Origin of the sequence: Shewanella sp. K8, assembly GCF_028823715.1 — a bacterium.
GTDB classification, from domain to species: domain Bacteria; phylum Pseudomonadota; class Gammaproteobacteria; order Enterobacterales; family Shewanellaceae; genus Shewanella; species Shewanella algae.
Window position 1 is genome coordinate 1 of the sequence record NZ_JAPEHY010000005.1, and the last position, 22,628, is coordinate 22,628.

General features: G+C 52.6%; 19 protein-coding genes. 7 read left to right on the forward strand and 12 right to left on the reverse strand.

Annotated features, from left to right (window positions below; all coding sequences use genetic code 11):
- The first annotated feature begins 287 nt into the window (after positions 1 to 287).
- The 3 genes from ON072_RS03985 to ON072_RS03995 all read left to right on the forward strand — a co-directional run bounded on the left by ON072_RS03985 (position 288) and on the right by ON072_RS03995 (position 3,554).
- Positions 288 to 1,502: a pyridoxal phosphate-dependent aminotransferase gene (locus ON072_RS03985; protein ID WP_129979660.1), complete on the forward strand. Its 1,215-nt coding sequence runs from the start codon at positions 288 to 290 to the stop codon at positions 1,500 to 1,502.
- Between the two features lie 118 nt (positions 1,503 to 1,620).
- Positions 1,621 to 2,208, forward strand: a complete 588-nt coding sequence (gene yfbR, locus ON072_RS03990; protein ID WP_025887388.1) for a 5'-deoxynucleotidase — start codon at positions 1,621 to 1,623, stop codon at positions 2,206 to 2,208.
- A gap of 11 nt (positions 2,209 to 2,219) precedes the next feature.
- Entirely contained in the window at positions 2,220 to 3,554 is a 1,335-nt protein-coding gene (locus ON072_RS03995) for an anti-phage deoxyguanosine triphosphatase (RefSeq protein WP_167715992.1), read from the forward strand.
- Positions 3,555 to 3,605: 51 nt separating this feature from the next.
- Here ON072_RS03995 and ON072_RS04000 read toward each other — a convergent pair whose 3' ends face one another.
- On the reverse strand, positions 3,606 to 4,238 hold the full coding sequence (locus ON072_RS04000; protein WP_025010407.1) for a YchE family NAAT transporter: 633 nt from the start codon (positions 4,236 to 4,238) through the stop codon (positions 3,606 to 3,608).
- Between the two features lie 342 nt (positions 4,239 to 4,580).
- On the opposite strand from ON072_RS04000, the gene adhE reads away from it, so the two are divergent.
- Positions 4,581 to 7,184, forward strand: a complete 2,604-nt coding sequence (adhE, locus tag ON072_RS04005) for a bifunctional acetaldehyde-CoA/alcohol dehydrogenase (protein WP_107111335.1) — start codon at positions 4,581 to 4,583, stop codon at positions 7,182 to 7,184.
- Positions 7,185 to 7,270: 86 nt separating this feature from the next.
- Here the strand turns inward: adhE and ON072_RS04010 are convergent, their stop codons facing one another.
- From ON072_RS04010 to aroA, 9 genes are all read right to left on the reverse strand, one after another.
- A complete protein-coding gene (locus ON072_RS04010; RefSeq protein WP_101058767.1) occupies positions 7,271 to 7,816 on the reverse strand; it encodes a DUF2058 domain-containing protein in 546 nt (181 codons plus the stop codon).
- Between the two features lie 18 nt (positions 7,817 to 7,834).
- Positions 7,835 to 8,653 (reverse strand): SDR family oxidoreductase, encoded by an 819-nt coding sequence (locus ON072_RS04015; protein WP_208141676.1) that lies wholly within the window; start codon positions 8,651 to 8,653, stop codon positions 7,835 to 7,837.
- Positions 8,654 to 8,724: 71 nt separating this feature from the next.
- Positions 8,725 to 9,420, reverse strand: a complete 696-nt coding sequence (gene pyrF, locus ON072_RS04020; RefSeq protein ID WP_208141677.1) for an orotidine-5'-phosphate decarboxylase — start codon at positions 9,418 to 9,420, stop codon at positions 8,725 to 8,727.
- Positions 9,421 to 9,441: 21 nt separating this feature from the next.
- Positions 9,442 to 10,602, reverse strand: coding sequence for a lipopolysaccharide assembly protein LapB (lapB, locus tag ON072_RS04025; RefSeq protein ID WP_274625969.1), 1,161 nt, complete (start codon positions 10,600 to 10,602; stop codon positions 9,442 to 9,444).
- A 1-nt stretch (position 10,603) separates the two neighbouring features.
- A complete protein-coding gene (locus ON072_RS04030; protein ID WP_025010412.1) occupies positions 10,604 to 10,873 on the reverse strand; it encodes a LapA family protein in 270 nt (89 codons plus the stop codon).
- Positions 10,874 to 10,995: 122 nt separating this feature from the next.
- Positions 10,996 to 11,283: an integration host factor subunit beta gene (gene ihfB, locus ON072_RS04035; RefSeq protein ID WP_025010413.1), complete on the reverse strand. Its 288-nt coding sequence runs from the start codon at positions 11,281 to 11,283 to the stop codon at positions 10,996 to 10,998.
- A gap of 70 nt (positions 11,284 to 11,353) precedes the next feature.
- Positions 11,354 to 13,021, reverse strand: a complete 1,668-nt coding sequence (gene rpsA, locus ON072_RS04040) for a 30S ribosomal protein S1 (protein WP_025010414.1) — start codon at positions 13,019 to 13,021, stop codon at positions 11,354 to 11,356.
- Between the two features lie 99 nt (positions 13,022 to 13,120).
- The gene (cmk, locus tag ON072_RS04045) at positions 13,121 to 13,816 is read right to left on the reverse strand and encodes a (d)CMP kinase (RefSeq protein ID WP_025010415.1); all 696 of its coding nucleotides are present in this window, start codon (positions 13,814 to 13,816) and stop codon (positions 13,121 to 13,123) included.
- A 155-nt stretch (positions 13,817 to 13,971) separates the two neighbouring features.
- Positions 13,972 to 15,252, reverse strand: a complete 1,281-nt coding sequence (gene aroA, locus ON072_RS04050) for a 3-phosphoshikimate 1-carboxyvinyltransferase (protein WP_274625970.1) — start codon at positions 15,250 to 15,252, stop codon at positions 13,972 to 13,974.
- Between the two features lie 462 nt (positions 15,253 to 15,714).
- On the opposite strand from aroA, the gene ON072_RS04055 reads away from it, so the two are divergent.
- The gene (locus ON072_RS04055; RefSeq protein ID WP_025010416.1) at positions 15,715 to 16,911 is read left to right on the forward strand and encodes an amino acid aminotransferase; all 1,197 of its coding nucleotides are present in this window, start codon (positions 15,715 to 15,717) and stop codon (positions 16,909 to 16,911) included.
- A gap of 86 nt (positions 16,912 to 16,997) precedes the next feature.
- Here ON072_RS04055 and serC read toward each other — a convergent pair whose 3' ends face one another.
- Both serC and gyrA read right to left on the reverse strand, forming a co-directional pair.
- Positions 16,998 to 18,092 carry a 3-phosphoserine/phosphohydroxythreonine transaminase gene (gene serC / locus ON072_RS04060; protein ID WP_093982819.1) on the reverse strand — a complete coding sequence of 365 codons (1,095 nt, stop codon included), beginning with the start codon at positions 18,090 to 18,092 and terminating at the stop codon, positions 16,998 to 17,000.
- A 60-nt stretch (positions 18,093 to 18,152) separates the two neighbouring features.
- On the reverse strand, positions 18,153 to 20,792 hold the full coding sequence (gene gyrA, locus ON072_RS04065) for a DNA topoisomerase (ATP-hydrolyzing) subunit A (protein WP_218997477.1): 2,640 nt from the start codon (positions 20,790 to 20,792) through the stop codon (positions 18,153 to 18,155).
- 358 nt (positions 20,793 to 21,150) lie between these two features.
- On the opposite strand from gyrA, the gene ubiG reads away from it, so the two are divergent.
- Both ubiG and ON072_RS04075 read left to right on the forward strand, forming a co-directional pair.
- On the forward strand, positions 21,151 to 21,861 hold the full coding sequence (gene ubiG / locus ON072_RS04070) for a bifunctional 2-polyprenyl-6-hydroxyphenol methylase/3-demethylubiquinol 3-O-methyltransferase UbiG (RefSeq protein WP_025887373.1): 711 nt from the start codon (positions 21,151 to 21,153) through the stop codon (positions 21,859 to 21,861).
- A gap of 4 nt (positions 21,862 to 21,865) precedes the next feature.
- Positions 21,866 to 22,534 (forward strand): HAD family hydrolase, encoded by a 669-nt coding sequence (locus tag ON072_RS04075; protein ID WP_274625971.1) that lies wholly within the window; start codon positions 21,866 to 21,868, stop codon positions 22,532 to 22,534.
- Positions 22,535 to 22,628 lie beyond the last annotated feature (94 nt).

Consider the following 22,628-nt stretch of genomic DNA (forward strand, 5'->3'; position numbering starts at 1 on the left):
CATCCAAGCCCGTAAGCCGACGCAGAGCACACATGGGACTTGTTCGCACCTTCCTAAGGCGACTTTGTGATAACTGCTATTGTTTAGCACTCAAAGCAGTCCTTCAAACTTAATTTTGTAACAAACTCAGAGTTTTTATCTTTTTATCATGCGTATTTTTTTGCTTTTAAAGATGAAAGTTCTGCCGCAAATACAAAATTTGGCTTTACCCCTCTTTCTAAGGCGCTTGAAATTAGGTATTGTGCCGAAGGTTAAACTCTTTCATATCAGCCAGTTTCGAGGTAGTAATGCGGCCAATCATCAAATCCAATAAGCTCGACAGTGTTTGTTACGATATTCGAGGGCCGGTACATAAAGAAGCGCGTCGGTTGGAGGATGAAGGTCATCGTATTCTTAAGCTCAATATAGGTAACCCGGCCCCCTTTGGCTTTGAAGCCCCGGAAGAGATAGTTCGTGACGTTATCCTCAACCTGCCATCGGCCCAAGGGTATTGTGAGTCCAAAGGTTTGTTCTCTGCCCGCAAGGCGATAGTGCAGCATTACCAGTCCCAGGGGATCTTCGGTGTCGATATCGAAGATATCTATATAGGTAATGGTGTTTCCGAATTGATTGTGATGGCCATGCAGGGGCTACTCAATACCGATGATGAGGTGTTGGTTCCCTCCCCTGACTATCCACTGTGGACCGCGGCGGTTAACCTGGCCGGCGGCAAGGCGCGCCACTATCGCTGCGATGAAGCGGCCGACTGGTTTCCCGACCTTGAGGATATCAAGAGCAAGATTGGCCCAAGAACCCGCGGAATTGTGATTATCAACCCCAACAATCCAACCGGGGCCGTATACAGTCGCGAGCTGTTGCTGGAGATTGTTGAGCTGTGTCGGCAGCACTCCATCATACTGTTTGCCGATGAGATCTATGACAAAATTCTTTACGATGGCGCTGTGCATATCCCGGCCTGCAGCCTGTCGGACGATATTCTCACCGTGACGTTTAATGGACTTTCCAAAGCCTATAGAGTTGCCGGTTTCCGGGTCGGTTGGATGATGCTATCCGGCAACCTCAAGGCGGCGCGCAGCTATATTGAAGGGCTGGAGATGCTCTCCTCTATGCGCCTTTGCGCCAACGTGCCCAATCAGCATGCGATTCAAACCGCATTGGGGGGTTATCAGAGTATCAATGAGCTTACCGCCATCGATGGCCGCCTGACTCAGCAGCGGGATATCTGTTATGAGCTGCTCAATCAAATTCCCGGTGTGAGTGTGGTGAAACCCAAGGGCGCCATGTATGCATTCCCCCGCCTCGACAGCAAGCGTTTCGGTCTCAGGGACGATGAGCGCCTGGTGTTGGATCTACTGAAAGAGAAGAAAATTCTCTTGGTACAGGGCACCGCCTTTAACTGGCCGGAGCCGGATCACCTGCGAGTGGTGTTCCTGCCTCATAAGGAAGACTTACAACGGGCCCTGCTCGCCTTCGGTGACTTCCTTGAGTACTACCGCCAATAACACAATGCCAGCCGCCCATCGAGGCGGCTTTTTTATCCCCGCCCGGCACTGACAGCCTTTAACCACTGAGGTAAAGTAAGGGAAACGAGCAAAAAACTTAGCTACCAAAGGAAGTTGTATGAGTCACCTTTTTGCCCACCTGGCCAGGATGAAGTTAATTCAGCGTTGGCCTTTGATGTATAACGTCCGCCCCGAGAATGTGCAGGAACATTCATTGCAGGTTGCCATGGTGGCCCATGCGCTGGCCATCATCAGTAACCGTAAGTTCAATGGCCAATATTCGCCCGATCGCGCCGCGACCCTGGCCATCTTTCACGATGCCGGTGAAATTCTTACCGGCGATCTGCCCACCCCGGTCAAATACTTCAATGCCGAGATAGAGGCCGAATACAAGAAGATTGAAGCCATAGCCGAAGCCAGGCTGCTGGAGATGGTGCCTGAAGAGTTTCGTGATGATTACCGCTCGCTGTTTATCAGTGATAGCGCCGAGCTCAGCCATCGCAAGTTGGTCAAGTCCGCCGATACGCTGTGCGCTTATCTCAAGTGTCTCGAAGAAAAACGCGCCGGAAACAACGAGTTCAACAGTGCCCGCAAGCGACTCGAAACCATGCTGGATGCCAACCCCGACCCGGCAGTGGCGTATTTTCGCGAGCATTTTATTCCCAGTTTCACCCTGGATCTGGATGAAATCAATCAACTGCTCTAGCAGGAGAGATTATGAGCCAAGCCCACTGGCAAGCCAGGCGCGAGCCCAATAACAGTCAGCGCCGAGACGATAATCGCAGTCCCTATCAGAGAGACAGAGCCAGAATTCTGCACTCTGCCGCCTTTCGGCGCTTACAGGCCAAGACTCAGGTGCTTGGGGTGGGCATGAACGACTTTTACCGCACCCGCCTGACCCACTCACTGGAAGTCTCGCAAATAGGCACTGGCATTGCCGCCCAGTTGAAGCAGCACTATCCCGAAATGGCCTTTTTGCTCGACTCCATGAGCCTGCTCGAAGCCCTATGCCTGGCCCATGATATAGGTCACCCACCCTACGGCCATGGCGGCGAGGTGGCGCTCAACTACATGATGCGTGAGCACGGCGGCTTTGAAGGCAATGGTCAAACCTTCAGAATCCTTACCCGGCTCGAACCCTATACCGAACACTTTGGCATGAACCTGACCCGGCGCACCCTGCTCGGTGTACTCAAATACCCGGCGCCGGTACGCACACTGAAAGTGGATAGACCTCAGCCGGAACTGAGTCACTATCGTCAGTTAAGGCCGAGCCAATGGCCACCTGTCAAAGGGGTTTTCGATGATGATGAAGCTATCCTCGATTGGGTACTTGAGCCGCTGGACAGTAAAGACAAGCAGAGCTTTCTCAGTCATTACAGCCCTGGGGAAGGACTGCACCGACGCACTCACTTCAAGTCGTTCGACTGCACCATTATGGAGCTGGCCGATGATATCGCCTATGCGGTGCACGATCTCGAAGATGCCATAGTAATGGGGATAGTCACCGGCTCGAATTGGCAAGAGGATATGCGTGCTCCGCTACAGGCCATTGAAGATGAGTGGATCCAAAGCCAGCTCGGGAATATTGAGCTCAAGCTGTTTTCCCGCAAACATCACTTGCGCAAGGATGCCATAGGGACCCTGGTCAATGCGCTGGTAACCGCCATCAAAATCGACGAGAACCCGGACTTTGCCGAACCCTTGCTCAGATTCAATGCCAAGTTGGAACCGGCCTTTGCCGAGCTGCTGGAGCTGCTGAAACAGTTTGTCCTCAAATATGTGGTGCGTAAGCCCGAGATCCAGATGCTGGAGTACAAGGGCCAACAGATAGTGATGGAGCTGTTTGAAGCCTTTGCCTCGGATCCTCTGAGGCTCCTGCCCCACAATACCCAATCACGCTGGCAGCAGGCCAACTGCAGGGGGGAGAACAGCCACAGAGTGATAGCAGATTATATCTCGGGAATGACAGATGAGTTTGCCGCCAGGCTGCATCAACAACTGTTCAGCCCCAAAGGCGGTGCCATCATAGACTTGAGCCAGAATTACTGATGAACAATTGTCGCAACCAACTAACAATAAAGCGCCCGAAGGCGCTTTATTTTATCCCAGTAAGTTGGGAAACAATCCCTTGAAGCCGGCAGCTATCACCTCTATGCCGATGGATAGCATCAAGAGTCCCATCAGACGGGTGATCACGTTAATCCCTGTCTTGCCGAGGAGCTTATTGATAACCGAAGCCATTCTGAACAATGCAAAGCTGAGCAGACCAAACAGGGCCACAGTCACCGACATGGCCAGCAGATTGGCCAGGCCTTTATGTTCGGCGGCAAAGACGATGACTGAGCTGATAGCCCCCGGACCGGCCATTAGCGGCAAAGCCAGCGGCACCACAGCAACCGATTCCATCGCCGAGGCTTCCCTGTCCTCTTCCTGGTTGCGTTTCACCTCGCCCAGCTTTCCCTGCAACATGGACATGGCGATGATGGCAATCAGTGTACCGCCGGCAATTCGGAATGCCGACAGCGAAATACTGAACATATTCAATATATACTGACCCGCCACTGTGGTAACCAGGAGGATCACCACCACGGCAAAGTTGGATATTTTGGCAGTATGATTACGCTCAGCCTCAGTCTGGTGACTGGTGAGGCTGACAAATACCGGCAACAGGCCCACCGGGTTGATGATAGCCACCAGTCCGAGGAAAAATTTAACGTACAGGGTCAAATCCAATTTCGTATCCTTCCAGTGTAGGGAACTCACCGGGAAACAGTAGCTTGAGACGGTGCATACTCTACCCTAAGTTAACAAACCCCAGAAATGAGATTTTCTATTCTCGGTCACAACTTCGAATAAATTTTCGTAATATCAGTGCAGCCAAAGCTGCAGTATAGTCGACACTAATGCAAAGTTGTTTTTCGCTCCTGGATGAGATCCAACGTTGTTGAATTACATAAAACGCCATGCATGTGGCCAAGATCACAGATAGCAACGCCGTTTGGTTGTAATTTTATTTCATGTGAGAGAGTTTAACCAAGATGAGTCTTTGTTAAATTTTTTTACGGGAAACTGATTATGAAAGTCACCAATACCGAGGAACTGGATCTATTACTGGAAAGAGTCAGCCAGGCTCAGGCGAAATTCGCCGGCTTCAGTCAGCAGCAAGTCGACAAGATATTTCGCGCTGCAGCGCTGGCTGCCGCCGATGCCAGAATAGTGCTGGCGAAACAGGCCGCCGCCGAAACCTCCATGGGAGTACTGGAGGACAAAGTGATTAAAAACCACTTTGCTTCCGAGTATATCTACAACAAGTACAAGGATGAAAAGACCTGCGGCATTCTGGAAGAAGACGACACCTTCGGCACCATCACTATCGCCGAGCCCGTGGGGATCATCTGCGGCATAGTACCGACAACCAACCCTACCTCCACAGCTATCTTCAAGGCTCTTATCAGCCTGAAAACCCGTAATGCCATAGTGTTCTCCCCACATCCCAGGGCCAAGGCATCAACAGTCGCGGCCGCCCGAATAGTACTGGATGCCGCCATCAAGGCCGGGGCTCCCGAGGACATCATAGGTTGGATAGATGAACCCAGTGTCGCACTATCCAATCATCTGATGACCCACGAAAAGATAAATCTCATACTGGCCACCGGCGGCCCGGGTATGGTGAAGGCCGCCTACTCTTCCGGGAAACCGGCTATCGGTGTCGGCGCAGGTAACACACCTGTGGTTATCGATGAAACCGCGGATATCAAACGGGCTGTGGCCTCCATCCTGATGTCAAAAACCTTTGATAACGGTGTGGTGTGCGCCTCCGAACAAGCTGTGGTAGTGCTCGACAGCATCTATCAGGCGGTGCGGGAGCGCTTCGCCCATCATGGCGGCTATCTGCTCAGTGACGAAGAATGCCTTGCGGTGAAACAGGTTATTCTCAAAGACGGCGCCCTCAACGCCGCCATTGTTGGCCAGAGTGCCGCGCGCATTGCCGAAATGGCCGGCTTCAGCGTACCGAGCTGGACCAAGGTACTGATCGGTGAGGTGGGTGAAATAACCGAAGCCGAAGCCTTTGCCCATGAAAAGCTTTCGCCGCTGCTTGGTATGTACCGCGCCAAAGACTTTGACGAGGCGCTGGATAAGGCCGATGCCTTGGTGAAGCTCGGTGGTATCGGCCATACCTCTGGGCTCTATACCGATCAGGATACCCAGGTGCAGCGGGTCAAGCGTTTCGGTGAGCGAATGAAAACCGCTCGAATTCTGATCAACACCCCGGCATCTCAAGGCGGGATCGGCGATCTCTATAACTTCAAACTGGCGCCCTCCCTCACCTTGGGCTGTGGCTCCTGGGGCGGCAACTCCATTTCGGAGAATGTGGGTCCGAGTCACCTTATCAACAAGAAAACCGTCGCCAAGAGGGCCGAGAATATGTTGTGGCACAAGCTTCCATCTTCCATCTATTTCCGCCGCGGCAGCCTACCCATAGCGCTGGAAGAGTTGGCCGACAAACGCCGCGCCTTGATAGTGACAGACAAGTTTCTGTTCAATAACGGCTACTGCGATGAAACCATCAAAATCCTCAAAGGCTTGGGGCTGGATACCGAGGTGTTTTATGAAGTGGAGGCCGATCCTACCCTGGCTGTGGTTCGCGCCGGAACCAAGGTGGCCGAGAGCTTCCAACCGGATGTGATCATAGCCCTTGGTGGCGGCTCACCCATGGACGCCGCCAAGATCATCTGGGTAATGTATGAACATCCTCAGGTGGACTTTGCCGATCTGGCGCTGCGCTTCATGGACATCCGCAAGCGTATCTACAAGTTCCCCAAACTTGGGCGCAAGGCCAAGATGGTGGCTATCCCCACCACTTCAGGAACCGGCTCTGAAGTCACGCCATTTGCCGTGGTGACCGATGAGAAGACAGGTGCCAAATATCCCATCGCCGATTATGAGCTGACCCCCAATATGGCAATTGTGGATCCCAACCTGGTGATGGATATGCCCAAATCCCTGACAGCCTTTGGTGGTATCGATGCCATTACCCATGCCTTGGAAGCCTATGTCAGCGTGATGGCCAACGAGTACAGTGACGGCCAGGCATTGCAGGCCTTGAGTCTTCTGGTTGAGCACCTGCCCAAAGCCTATGAAGAAGGCGCAGCGGCGCCGATTGCCCGCGAAAAAGTGCACAACGGCGCCACTATTGCCGGTATCGCCTTTGCCAACGCTTTCTTGGGAATATGTCACTCTATGGCCCATAAATTGGGTGCCGAATTCCATCTGCCCCACGGTTTGGCCAATGCTCTGCTCATAAGCAATGTCATCCGTTTCAACGCCACCGACCTGCCTACCAAGCAAGCCGCCTTCAGCCAGTATGACAGACCCAAGGCGCTCTGCCGCTATGCCGCCATTGCCGATCACCTCAAGCTGACAGACGCTGGGCTGAGTGACGCCGAAAAAGTCGAGCGTTTGATAGCCAAAATCGAGCAGTTGAAGCTGGCTTTGGGGATCCCGGCCTCGATTCAGGAAGCCGGTGTCAAAGAAGCCGATTTCCTGGATAAGCTCGATGAACTGGCTGAAGATGCTTTTGATGATCAGTGTACAGGCGCCAATCCCAGGTATCCCTTGATAGGTGAACTGAAAGCTTTGCTGCTGGCGAGCTTCTATGGTGAAACGTATCGTGACTGACGGGTAAACCTGCACAAACAACAAAGGCCTCCCTATGGAGGCCTTTGGCTTTCAAGCGTTATACCGAATCGGTAGGTATAAGCGCCTTACCACATAAGATCGTCCGGAATGACATAATCTGCGTAAGGGTCGTCTTCTTCCGTTACTTGCGCGGCGTTGTTCTCGGCCTGCCACAAATAGCCACACCAAGCCGGCACCAACAGATTAACCCGCTCGGCGAGTTTATGAGGCACCAGATAGCTGCTTTGCTCAATTCGCACTATCCCCAAGCGGCCACCGAGTAACTGACTCTGAAGTTTTTCATTGATATACAAGGGGTATATCTTGTTCTCCAGGGTATAGTTGAACTTGATCTCGCCATCTTTCGGCAGCGCCACCGCATTTTGCTTAACTTCGGTGACCAGGCCACGGACCAGACCTTTCTCTGTGGCCTCGGCAAAGCGTTGTTCATTGAGTGCCTTGTCCTTTTCTGCCTGCTGCTTTTTCTGCTTAGCGATCTGCGCCTTCAGCTCAGCAGAGCCGTCATCAATATTGGACTTGCGGTTACGTTTCTTTTGGGTTTTGACATCGCGAACTTTTTGCTTGCTGGCGAGACCCGCCTTGAGCAACTGTTCCTGTAATGCGTTTGCCATTTTATAATCTCTCTCTTGCTACTTACTTGATTCTTGCTTTGCTGCCAGTGCCCCGAGCTGACTCATGGCCGCACTGGCACCGCCAAGCGACCAACCGCCGTCAACCGGTAATATGGTTCCGGTAATATACGAAGCCATTGGCGATGCCATAAAGAGTGCAGCATTGGCCAAGTCTTCCCCCTCACCGTTGCGTTTTAACGGCACACTCTCGGCCACCTGTTGCTGCAACTGCGCCGACGGCGCCAGGCGATTGAACCCTTCGGTACCGGCAATCGGCCCGGGTACCAGGGAGTTTATCCGAATACCCTCTGGCCCCCATTCCAAAGCCAGGGTGCGGGTCAACATATCGACGCCCGCCTTGGCGGCGCAAACGTGGATCTGCATCGGCATGGCAATATACGCCTGCGGCGCCGAAATTTGAATAATGCTGGCGCCAGGGCGCTTAAGCATGGGATAGGCTTGCTTCAACACCTGAAAACTGCCCAGCAAATCGATATCCATGACAGATTTAAAACCGTTGGCACTGAGCTTGGCGGCGCTGGCGGGGAAATTGCCGGCGGCGCCACTGACAAGCACATCGATATGCGGGAAACTCTGGGCCAAGACGGCAAAGCCTTGCTCGAGTGCCGGCAAATCCCTGACATCGAAGCTCAGGCCCAGATGTTGACCTTGTGGATTGGCTTCATTCAATAACGCCACCGCGGCTGCCACTTTTTCCGGGTTACGGCTGGCAACCGCCACATGGGCACCGGCAACTGCGAACGCCTTGGCGATACAGAGGTTAATGCCGCTGGTACCCCCGACGATCACTACATACTTACCCTGATAATCGAACATTGAGCTTCTCTCCTATCCACTGATCATTCGTTATTCCGGTCCATACTGCGAGTCGCCGGTATGTCACAAGTTTATGCCAGCGATTGATGTATCGCCTGCAGTGTCGCCAAAGGATCGACCGCTTGAGTAATGGGTCGACCTATGACCAGATAATCTGAGCCAGCCGCCATCGCTTCAGCCGGGGTCATGATGCGTTTTTGATCGCCGGCATCACTGCCCGCCGGACGAATGCCCGGGGTCACCAGTTTGAAATCGGTGCCAAGTTCAGCCTTGAGCATACTGGACTCACGGGCCGAGCAGACCACGCCATCGAGGCCGGCTTTTTGCGTCAGGCGCGCCAGCCTGCGAACCTGATCTTCAGCACTGCCTTCAACACCAATAAGCTTGAGCTCATCGTCGCTCATTGAAGTCAGCACAGTAACCGCAATCAGCAAGGGGGCGTTATCCCCGTAAGGCAGCAATGCTCGGCGGGCGGCTTCCATCATGGCGAGGCCGCCACTGGCGTGGACATTCACCATCCAGACGCCCATTTCGGCGGCAGCAGTGACCGCCTTGGCCACTGTGTTGGGAATGTCGTGAAACTTCAGGTCAAGAAACAGATCAAACCCTCGGTCATGGATCTCTTTCACCAGTTGAGGCCCGAACAGGGTAAACATCTCTTTGCCTACCTTAAGGCGGCACATAGACGGATCCAACTTATCAATAAGTTGCAATGCTTTGAATTTGTTATCAAAGTCCAAGGCGACCACAATAGGTGTCTCTGTCATTTTTACTCCGTTATCTGAGGGTTATTCACCGTCCAAGCCGCGCACCCGCTTGATACTGCCCCAGCACTTGCAGGATGGGCAGTGCCAATATAGGGTGTGTGCCGGGAAACCACACTCCCGACAGCGGTAACTTGGACGGAATCTTATTTGTTGTTCTACCAGCTTTTCCAGCATCGCCAGGCTATCTCGCGCCTGCCCCTGCTCAGCCTGCTTGATATGCATCTGCATCAGGTGCTGGAACCCCCGCATGGTGGGGTGGCGATAGAGAGCTTCCATCACCATGTCTTCGGCGCTTTTGATGTTGCCGTCTTCAATCATGCGTTGCGCCAATGCCACCACAACCGAGGCACCGGCGCCCTTATCTATCGCGTGAGCCAATAGCTCGCGATAACCGTCGATATCATTGAGCTCTTGATAGAGCTGGCGGGCACAAGCGAGTGCATCGGCAAAAAGCTCGGCATCGGCGTCAATCAGTTGGTTGAGCATCTGCTTGGCCTGAGGCAATTGCCCGGCATCCAGGTAGGTCTTGGCCAATGACAACAAGGCGCGGCCACATTGAGAATCTTGCTTGAGTGCCGCTTGAAAGCCCTTGAGTTTTCCCGCTTCATCGCCGGCTTCCTCGGCCAGTTGACAATAGAAATGAGCGATAACGGGTTTCAGACCCTGCTGTCGTTTACGTGGCAAGCGCTTGGTGATATCAATCGCTTTCTGCCACTCTTTGGTGATTTGGTAAATGGAGATCAGTTGGGTTTCAGCTTCTTCGCTGTGATCGTCCTGACTGACGAGATTAAGGAATATCTCCTCGGCTCTATCGTAGAACCCGGCGGCCATATAGTCCTTGCCCAGTTCCATCATCGCCATGTCTCTTTGCTCTGTGGCGAGATTGGGCCTTGCTATCAGGTTTTGGTGAATACGAATGGATCTGTCTACCTCACCACGCTTGCGAAACAAGGAACCCAGCGACAGATGAGTGTCTATGGTTTCATCATCGACATCCAACATGCTGATAAAGAGATCGACCGCCTTGTCCGACTCATTGGAGAGCAGAAAATTGAGCCCGGTGAAGTAGTCACGGCTCAGTTTCTTTTGCGCTGAATTCTGTTTCTGCCTCAAACTGCGGCGGCCCATGTACCAACCGTAAGCCGCAGCAATAGGCAGCAACAGAAAGAGAAGTTCGAGCATACTAGGCGTCTTGCCCCTGCTGCTGAGTTAAGGTCTGGATCTTTTTGCGGGCATTACGCAATGACAGTTTCAGCTTCATGATGTAGTAGAAGGCGATGATCCAACTTAGGATAAACCCCGCCAGAAATACCACGGCCAACACTACAGGCAAGCGGAACTCTCCCTGTGCCACAAAATAACTGATGGTGACCAGCTGCTCATTGCGGGAGCCAAATACCAGTGCCACTACAAACAGCATTGCCACCAGTACGGTTGCGACAAATGACTTCACGTTGCACTCCATAAACGCGTTTCAATGTTCTGATTATCCAGTAATTTGACTGAGCTGACCAGCTTTAGCCAAGATCCAGACATAAAAAAGCCCCCTTTCGGAGGCTTTTAATACAACAGCGATTAACGGTTATAAGCGTCAACGCGTTCGCGCAGTTCTTTGCCTGGCTTAAAGTGCGGGACGTACTTGCCATCCAACTCGACTGATGTTCCCGTCTTGGGATTACGACCAGTGCGAGGTGCACGATAGTGAAGTGAAAAGCTGCCAAAGCCACGGATCTCTATGCGATCACCGCTTTCCAATGTCTTCGCCATTTGCTCCAACATCTCTTTGATGGCGCCTTCTACTTCTTTCGCCGACAGTTGCGACTGCCCAGTGGCGAGTTTTTCGATCAGTTCGGATTTAGTCATCCTAGCTACCCCTATTATCAAGCCAAACACAGTCACCTAACAGGGGGCTAGCCCCCTGTACTACAGGCACTTACTTACGAGCTGCCTTAAACGCTTCAGCCATTGCATTAGTCATGATAGCGTCGTCCTGCTTGTTCAGGTTAGCCATCACTTCTTTTTCTTCAGCTTCGTCTTTAGCACGTACAGACAGGCTGATTGCACGGTTCTTGCGATCTACGCCCATGAACTTGGCTTCAACGCTGTCACCTACATTGTAGACGCTTGATGCATCTTCAACACGGTCACGGCTGATGTCAGATACACGGATGTAACCTTCAACAGTGTCAGCCAGCTCAACAGTAACACCTTTGGCGTCAACAGCAGTAACAGTACCAACTACGATAGTACCTTTCTTCTTGTCGGCCAGGTAAGCGTTGAATGGATCGTCTTCAGTCTGCTTAACACCCAGGCTGATACGCTCACGCTCTGGATCAACAGACAGAACCACTGCAGTGATTTCGTCGCCTTTCTTGTACTCGCCAACAGCGTCTTCGCCGCTACCGTTCCAAGAGATGTCAGACAGGTGAACCAGACCGTCGATACCGCCGTCCAGACCGATGAAGATACCGAAGTCAGTGATAGACTTGATCTTACCGGTAACTTTGTCGCCCTTGGCATAACGGTTAGCGAAGTCTTCCCATGGGTTGGTCTTGCACTGCTTGAGACCCAGAGAAATACGACGACGCTCTTCATCGATGTCCAGAACCAGAACTTCAACTTCGTCACCCAGGTTAACAACCTTGGATGGGTGGATGTTCTTGTTGGTCCAATCCATTTCAGAAACGTGTACCAGACCTTCAACGCCTTCTTCGATTTCAACGAAGCAGCCGTAGTCAGTCAGGTTGGTTACGCGACCAGTCAGACGAGTGTTTTCTGGGTAGCGCTTGCTGATTTCCAGCCATGGGTCTTCACCCAGTTGCTTCAGACCCAGAGATACACGAGTGCGCTCGCGATCGTACTTCAGTACTTTGACGTTGATTTCGTCACCAACATTCACGATCTCGGATGGGTGCTTAACACGCTTCCAAGCCATGTCGGTGATGTGCAGCAGGCCGTCAACACCGCCCAGATCTACGAATGCACCGTAGTCGGTCAGGTTCTTAACGATACCTTTAACTGCTTGACCTTCTTGCAGGTTTTCCAGCAGAGCATCACGCTCAGCGCTGCTTTCAGATTCGATAACAGCACGACGAGAAACAACAACGTTGTTGCGCTTCTGGTCCAGCTTGATAACTTTGAATTCCAGTTCTTTGTTTTCCAGGTGAGCAGTATCGCGTACTGGGCGAACGTCAACCAGAGAACCAGGCAGGAACGCACGGATACCGTTCAGCTCAACGGTGAAACCGCCTTTAACCTTGCCATTGATGACACCGATTACAGTTTCAGCATCTTCGTAAGCTTTTTCCAGAACGATCCAGGCTTCGTGGCGCTTGGCCTTCTCGCGAGACAGTTGAGTCTCACCGAAACCGTCTTCAACGCTATCCAGCGCAACGTCAACTTGGTCGCCAACGGCGATTTCCAGTTCACCTTGAGCGTTTTTGAATTGCTCAGCTGGGATTGGGCTCTCAGATTTCAGACCGGCGTCAACCAGTACCATACCGTTTTCGATGGCAACTACAGTACCACGAACGATAGAACCTGGGCGGAATTCCAGTTGTTGAAGGGATTGTTCAAACAGATCAGCAAAAGATTCAGTCATGTTAATTAACTTTAAGTAATAAACCACGTATCTATCCTGAACGTGGAGTCAGTAAAATAACTCGCCTCTTCCCTGTGGCGAATGCCTATCTCGCCAGTCTCAAAGACTGACGTCAGATAACTTGTCAACTATGTGCTTGAGCGCCAGCTCCAGCACAGTTTCAATCCCGAGTCCTGTAGTGTCTATCACCAGGGCATCTTCTGCGGGCACCAAAGGCGCAACTGCGCGATTCATATCCCGGTGATCTCTTTCCTGGATCTCGGTTAAAAGACGCTCGATATTAACATCGAAGCCCTTGTCCTGCAACTGATTATAGCGCCGCTGGGCCCTTTCTTCAGCCGAGGCTGTTAAAAACAATTTTGCCGGTGCATGCGGGAAAACAACGGTTCCCATATCCCGGCCATCGGCTATAAGGCCAGGGGCAACTCTGAAAGCACGCTGCCTTCTGAGCAAGGCTTCTCTCACCCGGGGAAACGCCGCCACTCTCGAGGCTGCGTCAGAACATTCCTGAGTACGAATGGCATGGCTGACATCTTCGCCTTCCAGCACCACTTTTATGGCTTCATTTCCGGCTCCCGCCAGAAACTGTACATCCAGATGCGCGGCCAACAGGGTGATGGCCTCTTCGTTATCCAGTTCCACATCGTGGTGAATAGCGGCAAGTGCCAGCACTCGATATATGGCACCGCTATCGAGCAGTTTCCATCCAAGTTTGTTGGCAAGCAACTGACTTATAGTGCCTTTTCCCGCACCGCTTGGGCCGTCAATTGTGACAACAGGCGCCCGTTCAGACATAAATTCCTCCGCAGTAATTGTCATCTTCCATGAGGACACAGTATGAGTTCACCGAAAATGAGCGGCCAATATTATATATCAACTGCATGCTTTCCGTATGCTGAATTCAAGGTCAATTTCGGGCCGCTGCTGTCAACAGCCCGAAATTCAGCCGCTTAACAGGCCAAGGCCGCAAAGCGTTGGAAGTAATCCGGGAAGGTTTTTGAGGTGCAATCCGGGTCATTGATGGTGACGCCGCAATCGGCAAATGCCAGCAGCGAAAAACACATGGCCATGCGGTGGTCGTTATAGGTATCGATGGCGGCATGCTTGGGCGCAAGCGGTGGATTAACCAGAATATAATCCTCACCCTCCTCCACCTCGGCACCAATTTTACGCAGTTCTGTCGCCATGGCGCTGAGACGATCTGTCTCCTTGATACGCCAGTTGTAGATATTACTGAGGCGGGTCGGCCCTTTGGCAAATACCGCAGCTGTGGCTATGGTCATTGCTGCGTCGGGTATATGGTTCATGTCCATATCTATGCCCTTGAGCTGGCTACCCCTGGCAATAATAAAGTCATCTCCCCATTCAATCTCGGCGCCCATGGCCGCCAGCGCATCGGCAAACTTGACATCCCCCTGAATGCTGAGACGGCCAACTCCGGTGACTTTCACTTCGCCGCCGGCGATGGCGCCTGCGGCCAGGAAATAAGACGCCGATGAAGCATCGCCTTCCACCATTACCTTGCCCGGTGACAGATAGCTTTGACCGGATGGGATCTCAAAACGCTGATAGTCGTGGTTGATAACCTTGACACCAAATTGCGCCATCAAGGCCAAAGTAATATCAATATAGGGCTTGGAAACCAGTTCACCCTTGACCTTGATATTGACAGCGGCACCGGCCAGCGGCGCAACCATCAGGAGCGCGGTAAGAAACTGGCTGGAGAGATTACCGGCAATTTCCACATCCCCGCCACTGAGGCCCGTTGCCTTGATTTTTAATGGCGGGAAGCCGGGATCCTTCAGATATTGAATATCCGCGCCCAACGCCTTGAGACTGTCGACCAAATCTCCTATCGGTCGCTCCTCCATTCTGGGTTCACCCGTGAGAACAAACTCACCGTTCCCCAGGGTCAGCGCGGCGCACAAGGGCCGCATCGCGGTGCCGGCATTACCGAGAAACAGCTCTTGCAGCTTGTTGCTGTTGATAGCGCCGCCAAGGCCCTGCAAGCTACAGCGGCTCTTGTCTTCGGAAAGCTCAAATTGCACGCCGAGCTGTTTGAGCGCTGCCAACATGTGGCGAATATCATCTGAGTCGAGCAGATTGCTCAGTTCTGTGGTGCCCTTGGCCAGGGTTGCCAATAGCAGCGCCCGGTTGGAAATACTCTTGGAGCCGGGGATGTTGACCTCCCCATGCATTCTACTTATGGGATCCAGTCGCAATTGCTTCATCTTTTTTGGATTCTTGCATCTGTGTTTGACGGAGTTGCAGCGTCACGCCACGTACCGCCAAAGCGGGTTAAAAGACCTTGTCACCGATTATGGGATAAAACCGGTAAATCAAGACAAAAGATTAGATACAGCGAGTGCTGATAGGCCTGAATTAAGTGTTCGTGGCATTAAAGTTACCTGAGCGCCACAGGGATTCAACCGTTTTTTGCTGAAAAAAGCCGATTTCAGCGGAAAATTATTCAAGCAGCGCTAAATAAGCTCTTTGCTGTCCGATTGACTTTCGAAGACGTGACTCACAGATGCGACTCTCCTTTCCTGCAACTGAGCTTTACACCCTGGAAGCCCAGCTTGCCAGTTGCACCACTCTGACTATCGCTTGCTGCAGCCTCGCCAGCCGTTAACAAATAGCCTAAATGCCGTTATGCTAGTCCTCTTCAACAAGTATTCAATCCAGGGAACCCTATGTTCAGCACACTCAAGGCGATGCCAGCCGATCCCATTCTTGGGCTGCTCAGCCAATATCGCGACGACCCTCGCGGTGAAAAAATTGATTTGGGCGTTGGTGTCTATAAAGACATCTTGGGAAATACCCCCATCCTCGACTGCGTTAAAACCGCCGAGCAGCGCCGCACCGCCACGGAAACCACCAAGGTGTATATCGGCCCTGCCGGTAGCAGTGATTTCAATCGGCTCATTGCCGAGCTGGCATTCGGTGAGCAGCACCCTACCCTGAGCGCCGGACGCATTCGCAGCGTATCCACTCCCGGCGGTACAGGCGCGCTGCGGGTCGCAGCCGACTTTATTAAACGTTGTCGCCCAGGCGCAACCGTTTGGGTCAGCGATCCGACCTGGGCCAATCACACCGGACTTTTTGAAGCGGCCGGTCTCAAGGTTGAGCGTTACCCTTACTATGACTACGCCACCAAGGCGCTGAAGTTTGATGAAATGCTCGCCAAACTCAACACCCTTGGTGAAAACGATGTTGTGCTGCTGCATGCCTGTTGTCACAATCCATCGGGCCAGGACCTCAGCACCGAACAATGGGACCGAGTGGTACAAGTCGCCGTCAAACGCGGCTTTACCCCGCTAATCGATATGGCTTACCAGGGCTTTGGTGACGGTGTCGAGGAAGATGCCTACGGCGTTCGCAAGATGGCGGCCGCAGTGGAAGACATGTTGCTCTGCTCCTCCTGCTCAAAGAATTTTGGCCTTTATCGCGAACGTATCGGCGCCTGCAGCATCATAGCCAACAGCAGTGCTGCCGCCGATGTAGCCTTGTCGGTACTGCTTTACGTGGTGCGTTGCCTCTACTCCATGCCGCCGGCACATGGAGCCGCGTTGGTGGAAACCATTCTCGGCGACAATCAGCTCAAACAACAGTGGCTGGATGAACTCAAGGTGATGCGTGACAGGATAAACGGTAACCGTGCCATCCTGGTTGAGCGTTTAAAGGCGATAGGCGTCGAGCAGGACTTCAGCTTTATCGCCCGCCAAAAAGGGATGTTCTCCTTCCTTGGGGTGTCGCCAGAGCAGGTTGAACAACTTAAGCAGGAGTTCGGTATCTATATGGTGGATTCAAGCCGGATCAGTATCGCCGGGATAAGCGATAGCAATGTCGATTACCTTGCCAAGTCTATCGCCAAGGTGTTGCAAGGTTAAAATTGGAGAGTTAGATGAAAAAAGCGAATGCCGAGGCATTCGCTTTTTTATGGAACTTGTTGCAATAAAGCGATTTTCGCCGGGGTTCAGCTGCTGTGCTTGGCCGCAAACGCCTGCATAAAGGCAACCAGGGCCTCAACGCCGGCCAAAGGCATGGCGTTATAGATACTGGCGCGCATCCCGCCGACAATTCTGTGCCCTTTAAGAGCCACCAAACCTGCGGCCTCCGCCTCTTTCAGGAACTCACCATTGAGCGACTCATCGGCCAATTGGAAAGTTACATTCATCCGCGAGCGGTTTTGCGCCGCCACCCCATTGCGGTAAAAGTCCAGTTCATCGATACAGGCGTAAAGCAGTTCGGCCTTGGCCTTGTTAAGCTCTGCCATCGCCTCGATACCGCCCATCCGGTGCAGCCACTCAAACACTTCGGCCGCCAGATACCAGGCAAAAGTAGGAGGAGTGTTAAACATAGAATCGTTTTCGGCCGCCAAGCGATAATCCATGATGGACGACTGTGGCATGGCCGGCAAAGCCAGCATCTCTTTACGCACTATCACTATGGCCAAACCTGAAGGACCAATATTTTTCTGTGCCCCGGCATAAATGAGTCCGTAGCGACTGACATCGATTTCACGTGACATGATAGTGGATGACATATCCGCGACTATTGGCCAGGGAGACTCCAACTCTTCAAAAATTTCGACACCATCTACCGTCTCGTTGGGGCAATAGTGCACATAGCGATACTTACCACTATCACCTTCCAGCTTAGGTAAGGTTACTTTGTTGAGTCCATTGACCTTTTCAACAATGCTCTGGCTATCAATCCTGTCATCTCCGGCCAGCTTTCTGGCCTCTGCTGTGGCCGACTTTGACCACTGACCACTCTCCAAATACAGGGCTCTACCGTTATTGCCCAAAAAATTATTCACGACAGCCGAGAACTGACCGCGACCACCGCCATGCATAAACAGTACATGGTAATCTTCGGGAATATTCATCAGTGAGCGCAATCTGGATTCTGCAGCCTTGGTGAGATCGATAAAGGCCTGACTGCGGTGACTGATCTCCATGACGGAGACTCCGTGCCCCTGCCAGTCCAGTAATTCCTGCTGGGCTTTTTGCATTACCGCGGCCGGCAACATGGCTGGTCCGGCACAGAAATTATAAATCGTGCTCACTTCATTGTTCTCCTTGAAAAAAAGAGCGTCCAGATGGACGCTCAGATATGCTTGATGCTGTTATTCCTGCTCAGCTTCAGGTGCTTCGGGCGCTTGGCCTTCAGTATCCTCGGCTGCAGGTTCGGCCACTATGGGTTCGCCGTTTTCATCGAATTCCACTTCGTCTTCATCAGACTGGATTTCATCGATACGCTGTAAACCCACCACGGCCTCGTCACCGGCGGTGCGGATAATCGTCACGCCCTGGGTATTACGGCCTATGATGGAAACGCCGGCCGCAGGGGTTCTCACCAGTGTGCCCTTGTCGCTGATCAGCATGATCTCATCATTGTCGCCGACCTGAACTGCACCGACTACGGCGCCGTTACGCTCACTGACCTTGATGGAAACCACGCCCTTGGTAGCACGGCTCTTGGTTGGGTATTCACTCAGCTCGGTACGCTTACCAAAACCGTTCTCTGTCACAGTCAGAATGGCGCCATCTTCTTTTGGCACTATCAGTGAAACCACTTCCTGACCGTCTTCGAGTTTGATACCGCGAACACCGGTAGCGGTACGGCCCATGGCGCGCACCTGATCTTCGCTGAAGCGTACAACCTTACCTTCGTTGGAGAACAGCATGATTTCATTGCTGCCGTCGGTCAGGTCAACGCCAATCAACTGGTCACCGTCTTTCAGGTTAACGGCGATAATGCCGTTGGCTCTGGGGCGGCTGTATTCGATAAGCGATGTCTTCTTCACGGTACCGTGGGAAGTGGCCATGATGACATACTTGTCGGCTTCGTATTCACGAACCGGCAGAATCGCTGTAATGTGCTCGCCTTCGGACAATGGCAGCAGGTTAACGATAGGCTTACCGCGCGACTGACGGCTGGCCAGCGGCAACTGATAGACCTTGAGCCAGTAGAGTTTACCAAAGTCGGAGAAGCACAAAATGGTGTCGTGGGTATTGGCAACCAATAGTTTCTCAACGAAATCTTCGTCTTTGACCTTGGTGGCGGCCTTGCCCTTACCACCGCGGCGCTGCGCCTGGTAATCGCTCAGTGGCTGATACTTGGCATAACCCAAGTGCGACAGGGTCACTACCACATCTTCTTCGCAGATCAGATCTTCGAGGCTGATATCCACGGCAGAAGCGTTGATCTCGGTGCGGCGCTCATCGCCATATTGCTCGAGCACTTCTTCCAGCTCTTCTTTGATCACTTCCATCAGACGCTCCGGACTTCTGAGGATATGCAGCAATCCGGCGATCAGCTCCAACAGCTCTTCATATTCCTGGAGGATCTTCTCGTGCTCAAGACCGGTCAGACGGTGCAGACGTAGCTCGAGGATAGCCTGGGCTTGCTGCTCAGTCAGATAGTAGAGACCATCGCGAATACCAAACTCCGGCTCCAACCATTCAGGGCGGGCGGCGTCATCACCGGCTTTTTCCAACATGCCCTGCACGTTGCCGAGCTGCCAACCGGTTTCCACCAGTTTTACTTTGGCTTCGGCCGGTGTTGGCGAGGCCTTGATCAGCGCAATCACAGGGTCGATGTTGGCCAGGGCGATAGCCAGGGCTTCCAGGATATGAGCGCGTTCGCGGGCTTTACGCAGTTCAAACACGGTTCTGCGAGTCACCACTTCACGGCGGTGCAGAATAAAGGCTTCCAGCATCTCCTTAAGGTTAAACAACTTGGGCTGACCATTGGTCAGAGCCACCATGTTGATACCAAAAGAGGTTTGCATCTGGGTCTGGGCATAGAGGTTGTTAAGCACCACCTCGGCCACTTCGCCGCGCTTGACCTCAACAACAATGCGCATACCGTCTTTATCAGACTCGTCGCGCAGGCCGCTGATGCCTTCAATTTTCTTGTCTTTTACCAGCTCGGCGATCTTTTCAATCAGACGAGCCTTGTTCACCTGGTATGGGATCTCGGTAACAATGATCCGCTCGCGGCCATTGTCTTCGGTTTCCACCTCAGCGCGGGCGCGCATAATCGCCTTGCCGCGACCGGTACGGTACGCTTCCTCTATGCCTTTCTTGCCATTGATAATGGCAGCCGTCGGGAAATCCGGACCCGGGATATAATCCATCAGCTGTTCGATAGACAGCTCAGGTTCTTCGATAAGTGCCAAACAGCCTTTAACCACTTCGGTCAGGTTGTGCGGCGGAATATTGGTGGCCATACCCACGGCGATACCGGAGGAGCCGTTGACCAGCAGGTTGGGGATCCGGGTCGGCAACACGGCCGGGATCATTTCAGTGCCGTCGTAGTTGGGGACATAATCGACGGTTTCTTTCTCAAGGTCAGCCAGCAGTTGATGCGCCAGCTTTTCCATACGAATTTCGGTATAACGCATGGCCGCCGCGGCATCGCCGTCGATGGAACCGAAGTTACCTTGGCCATCCACCAAGGTGTAACGCAGTGAGAAAGGCTGTGCCATCCGCACTATGGTGTCGTATACGGCGATATCACCATGAGGGTGATACTTACCTATCACGTCACCGACAACACGTGCCGACTTCTTATAGGGTTTATTCCAATCGTTTTTCAGCTCGTTCATCGCAAAGAGTACGCGGCGATGCACCGGCTTGAGGCCGTCGCGTACGTCTGGCAATGCCCGCCCGACGATAACGCTCATGGCGTAATCCAGATAGGAGTTCTTTAGTTCGTCTTCAATATTTATTGGCGAAATTGATAAAGCCAGATCAGTCATAAACTGCTCGATCCCCTTAAATTAGCTGACAACTTGTAATCCGTGTCATTGTCGAGCCCAACAAACGTGATTTGGCATTCTAACACAGTTATTTAATGTCGGAAGTCCTTAAAGCCGCCTTTGCAGCCAAAAACGCCAAGGGCATGATACAAGTCGCGAGCGGGGGCAGATATCACTGTCATAGACATGAGTTCCGTTGCTGTTTTTATCATCAAAAACCGAATCTTGCCGATATTTTGTGCAGCTTTTGGCCTTTAGTGCCATCGATCACATTGAGGCGCTAATTTATGCTGCCCTTCCCTATGGCTTATATGGTTATAATGGGCGCATCTTTATTATTGCTGTTTCAGGTCTGAATATGTCTTCTCAACCCAATGTCGACCCTCAGGAAATTGCCAAGTTTGAAAGTATGGCCGCCAGTTGGTGGGATCCTGCCGGTGAATTCAAGCCACTGCATGAACTCAACCCCCTGCGCCTTAATTATATAGACGCTCAATCCGGCGGTATCTTTGACAAGCAGGTACTGGATGTCGGCTGCGGCGGTGGCATTCTGTCCGAGAGCATGGCCCGCATTGGCGCCAAGGTCACCGGTCTGGATATGGGCTTTGAGCCGTTGGAAGTCGCCAGGCTGCATGCACTGGAAGCCGGCGTCAGCATAGACTACCTGCAGGAAACCGCCGAAGTGCATGCCCAGAATCATCAGAGGCATTACGACACTGTTACCTGTATGGAGATGCTCGAGCATGTACCGGATCCGCAATCTGTGATCCAGGCTTGTTGCGATATGGTCAAGCCCGGAGGTTGGGTGTTCTTCTCCACCATTAACCGCAACATCATGTCCTGGGTGCAAACCATACTCGGTGCCGAGTATGTGCTGAAAATGCTGCCGGCCGGTACCCATGACCACAGTAAGTTTATCCGCCCATCCGAATTAATTGCCATGGCGGAAAACACCGAACTATTGTGCCGTGACGCGCTGGGCATCAAATACAACCCCTTGAGTGGCGTATTCAGTTACACCAAGAGCGTTGAAGTCAACTATATGATTGCCTGCCAACGCCAGGACTGATGCCATGACGCCTAAGCTGCCGTTTCAAGGGATTCTGTTCGACTTGGACGGGACTCTGGTGGATACCGCCGAGGACCTGACCGAAGCACTGGCCTTGGCGCTTGCATCTCATGGGGTATCGATAGAGGATAAGCGCAAACTTCTTCGCACTCTGGCCTCTCACGGCTCGCTTGCCATGGTGCAAGCCGCCGTGCCCCAAGCATCTGCCGAGGAACAGGAGCATCTCCGGCAAGCGATGCTCAGGGAATATGATGCGGTCAACGGCCAAAAAGCCTGTTTGTTTGAAGGCATAGAAGCCTTGCTGGACAGTGCCCTATCAAAAGCCTTGCCGCTGGGGATTGTCACCAATAAACCGGCGCGTTTTACCCGCCCCTTGTTAGAGCGCATGGGGCTGCTTAAGCGCTTTAATGCGGTGATCAGTGCCGATACAACCCTCTATCGTAAGCCCCACCCAGCCCCTATGTTGCTGGCTGCTCAGCAGCTTAACTGCGCGACCGAACGTATTCTCTATCTTGGCGATGCCGAGCGCGACATCGCAGCGGCGCAGGCGGTCAATATGCCCTCTGCCATCGCCATGTGGGGATATCTGGCGGCCGAGGATAAACCGGCGGAATGGGGTGCCGATTGGCAGTTAAATCATCCACAGGCAGTGATGTCGCTGCCATTGTGGTAACAAGGTAAGACAAGCACTAAATTGGCACTGTTTTCCTGAGTAGACAAGACCTTAAAGAAAGTCGCAGTCCGGATGCTGCTTTAACCGACCGGAT

Coding starts and splice junctions, on each gene's coding strand:
- ihfB (WP_025010413.1), bottom strand. CDS start 11,283: ATGACTAAATCCGAACTGATCGAAAAACTCGCCACTGGGCAGTCGCAA.
- adhE (WP_107111335.1), top strand. CDS start 4,581: ATGAAAGTCACCAATACCGAGGAACTGGATCTATTACTGGAAAGAGTC.
- ON072_RS03995 (WP_167715992.1), top strand. CDS start 2,220: ATGAGCCAAGCCCACTGGCAAGCCAGGCGCGAGCCCAATAACAGTCAG.
- pyrF (WP_208141677.1), bottom strand. CDS start 9,420: ATGACAGAGACACCTATTGTGGTCGCCTTGGACTTTGATAACAAATTC.
- ON072_RS04015 (WP_208141676.1), bottom strand. CDS start 8,653: ATGTTCGATTATCAGGGTAAGTATGTAGTGATCGTCGGGGGTACCAGC.
- cmk (WP_025010415.1), bottom strand. CDS start 13,816: ATGTCTGAACGGGCGCCTGTTGTCACAATTGACGGCCCAAGCGGTGCG.
- yfbR (WP_025887388.1), top strand. CDS start 1,621: ATGAGTCACCTTTTTGCCCACCTGGCCAGGATGAAGTTAATTCAGCGT.
- ON072_RS04055 (WP_025010416.1), top strand. CDS start 15,715: ATGTTCAGCACACTCAAGGCGATGCCAGCCGATCCCATTCTTGGGCTG.
- rpsA (WP_025010414.1), bottom strand. CDS start 13,021: ATGACTGAATCTTTTGCTGATCTGTTTGAACAATCCCTTCAACAACTG.
- ON072_RS04075 (WP_274625971.1), top strand. CDS start 21,866: ATGACGCCTAAGCTGCCGTTTCAAGGGATTCTGTTCGACTTGGACGGG.
- ubiG (WP_025887373.1), top strand. CDS start 21,151: ATGTCTTCTCAACCCAATGTCGACCCTCAGGAAATTGCCAAGTTTGAA.
- lapB (WP_274625969.1), bottom strand. CDS start 10,602: ATGCTCGAACTTCTCTTTCTGTTGCTGCCTATTGCTGCGGCTTACGGT.
- ON072_RS03985 (WP_129979660.1), top strand. CDS start 288: ATGCGGCCAATCATCAAATCCAATAAGCTCGACAGTGTTTGTTACGAT.
- ON072_RS04010 (WP_101058767.1), bottom strand. CDS start 7,816: ATGGCAAACGCATTACAGGAACAGTTGCTCAAGGCGGGTCTCGCCAGC.
- aroA (WP_274625970.1), bottom strand. CDS start 15,252: ATGAAGCAATTGCGACTGGATCCCATAAGTAGAATGCATGGGGAGGTC.
- gyrA (WP_218997477.1), bottom strand. CDS start 20,792: ATGACTGATCTGGCTTTATCAATTTCGCCAATAAATATTGAAGACGAA.